The sequence below is a fragment of the Microbulbifer aestuariivivens genome, assembly GCF_039545115.1.
Taxonomy (GTDB): domain Bacteria; phylum Pseudomonadota; class Gammaproteobacteria; order Pseudomonadales; family Cellvibrionaceae; genus Microbulbifer; species Microbulbifer aestuariivivens.
This window is the reverse complement of record NZ_BAABRT010000045.1, coordinates 1-2,506: the sequence shown is the minus strand read 5'-3', so window position 1 is coordinate 2,506 and position 2,506 is coordinate 1. Positions and strand designations below refer to the sequence as shown.

At 45.5% G+C, this 2,506-nt stretch carries 3 protein-coding genes; all 3 read left to right on the top strand.

All coding sequences use genetic code 11. From position 1 onward, the window contains the following. Positions 1-136, top strand: a 136-nt coding sequence (locus tag ABEA58_RS14170; protein WP_345552543.1) for an IS3 family transposase, incomplete at its 5' end; no start/stop codon positions are given. A 43-nt stretch (positions 137-179) separates the two neighbouring features. After that, positions 180-566 (top strand): hypothetical protein, encoded by a 387-nt coding sequence (locus tag ABEA58_RS14165; RefSeq protein WP_345552542.1) that lies wholly within the window; start codon positions 180-182, stop codon positions 564-566. Between the two features lie 821 nt (positions 567-1,387). Beyond that, positions 1,388-1,807, top strand: a complete 420-nt coding sequence (locus ABEA58_RS14160) for a hypothetical protein (RefSeq protein WP_345552540.1) — start codon at positions 1,388-1,390, stop codon at positions 1,805-1,807. The last annotated feature ends 699 nt before the right edge of the window (positions 1,808-2,506 follow it).

The window sequence follows — 2,506 nt, the reverse complement described above, 5'->3', positions numbered from 1 at the left end:
CGCAGTGAGCTTTGAAAGTATCAGTCAGGCGAAATCCGAGGTGTTTGAATACATTGAGGTTTTCTACAACAGAGTCCGCAGGCACTCTACACTGGGTTACAAAAGTCCAGCAGAGTATGAGCGCAAACGCGCATAGTTAGAGTGTCTACTTTTTGTGGGTAAGACCAGGCTCAATAAATATGAATTATTTACTAATTCTAGTTTTACTGCTTCAGGCAATACCAGGTATTGCTGATATTTGTAAAGATGGAGCTACTATCAATTCTGGTGACTCTTTCAAAAGTTCAGCAGCAATATATATTGTTTGCCCAAGCCTTCAAGAAGGAGGTGATACAGAAATAATTAAGTATGTAAATAATCTTGCTAAACAATATAGCAATTTAGCACCAGAAATATTTATACAGTTTCTAGATAATGAAAAACAAATTGGCTATCTAGAAAAGGCACCATATAAAATTCCAGAATCAGAATTGGTAGCAGATTTTTACAGTGGGACTGGGAAATTATATTTTTGGCCAGGCACTAGTAAAGAAAGGTTTTTAATTACCTATGGCCTTAAACACTAGCCCTAACGAGGTGCGGCATAGTCAGGCATCAAGCTGCCTTGGGCTGTCGCTACGCTCCAGCCCATGCACACGGCGCTATGTTGCCGATCGGTAAAAATTATCGTTGGTGCCTGCGGGTAATTTTTCGAACTGTTTTAGCGTCTGGTATCTGGCAGAATTGGTACAGCACATCCAAACAGTTTTGTTCCTAGAGTGTTCGTTCTGCTTCGGTGAAGAAAGGTAGTCCGCAGCAGTATCGTGGAGTGCCAATAAGTGAATAATTGGGTGGGGGAGGTGTGGTAATCTTCTCTCGTAACATTGGGCGGTGGCCAGCCAATCCGTGGCTGGCAAAGTGCAAGTAGTCGGCCAGGAGCGCGGCAGCCATAACCAAGCTAGGCAGGCTCGCCCAGCCGGTGGCTGGGCTGGACAGCCTACGCTGCGCTTCGGCTGCCCCTGCTAGCGGCGTTATGTTGCCGGGCGTTCAAAGCTGTTGTCGGTGCTAGCGTGTAATTTTTCCCACTGGTTTAGCATCCAGCATTGAGCAGCTTGGCCATTCAGGGCTGAAGAAGTTTCGTTCCCAGAGCATTCTCTCTGGTTCGGTAGATCAGGCTAGTCCACTGCAGTATTGTGGAGTGCCAATATGTTAATAATCTGGTGGGGGAGGTATGGTAATCTTCCCTCGTGACATTGCGCGGTGGCTAGCCAATCCGTGGCTGGGAAAGTGAGTATTTGGTCTGGCGCGTCAGCCATAACCAAGCTCACCCAGCCGGTCGCTGGGCTGAACAGTCTACGCTGCGCTAGCAATGTTATGATTATTCAAAGAGTACACTCGAGTAAGGTAAATGAGAACAATCAATCTATTTTTTATCATTTTAATTTCATTCCTGCTGCCGGCATGTGCAATATTTGATGTATATAGAAATGCACATGAGCCAGTTAATAGAAATAACAAGGAAGACTGGGCTTTGGTTTCAGTTAGTAAAGGAAACAGAGGGCAAATATTGATAAGTCCTCGCCCTAAAGATAATCCCGTTAAAGCAGTCCTCTCAGCAGGAAACCACCTTGCTAGAGCAAATATTTTATTGGACGAGGGCCTAAATGACATTAATTTGTATGTTTTCGATGGGGCGTATGGTGCAATGCTAGTTATTAAAGATATCCCTATTAAGTCCAAAGGTGAATATTTAGTTAAATACAATATTGAAGGGAGAAGAATAACAAGTTGGGTGGTGGATAAAAAAACAGGAAAAAGAGTTAGGTGACTTATTGTCGCAAGACAAGCCTGAAGGATATATTTCTTTGCGGTTCTGATCCGAAACAAAAAATGACTCTCCGCCTGGATTGCTATGTTGCGGATCGTTAATCGCTAAAACTCGCCGATTCCAGGGTGTAATTTTCCGTAAAGGTTTTGCGTTTAGCGTTGACTCTATGTGGTGTTCAGCGTCTAAGCATTTTCGCACCTAGAGCATTCTCTCTTTCCTGGCAGAGGAGGGTAGTCCAATGCAGTATCGTGGAGTGCCATTAAGTTAATAATCTGGTGGGGGCGGTGCGGTAATCTTACCTCGTAACATTGGGCGGTGGCCAGCCAATCCGTGGCTGGCAAAGTGATGGTAGTTGGGCTGGAGCGCGTCATCCATAACTAAGCTAGGTAGGTTCGCCCGGCCGGTGGCTGGGCTGGACAGCTTACGCTGCGCTTCGGCTGCCCCTGCTAGCGGCGTTAAATGGCCACAAGGAAGAAAAGTGCTAAAGCTCGAGATCAATAAGATATTTGCGCTAATAATTGGTGCCGTGGCTTTTTACTCCGGCTGTATAATTCTGCCAGGGTTGCCAGAAGTGTAGTAGTTCAGACTTGATCTGACAGTTACCGGTTTTTCAGAAGGTGCTCTGTCAGGTCAGGTTCAGTTTACGAACTTTTCCATCCAGATTTTTTTGCCATCATCGAGTGTCTGCATCGGTGTACG

Excerpts from the sequence above, each read along its gene's own strand:
- ABEA58_RS14165 (WP_345552542.1), top strand. The coding sequence starts at position 180 with ATGAATTATTTACTAATTCTAGTTTTACTGCTTCAGGCAATACCAGGT.
- ABEA58_RS14160 (WP_345552540.1), top strand. The coding sequence starts at position 1,388 with ATGAGAACAATCAATCTATTTTTTATCATTTTAATTTCATTCCTGCTG.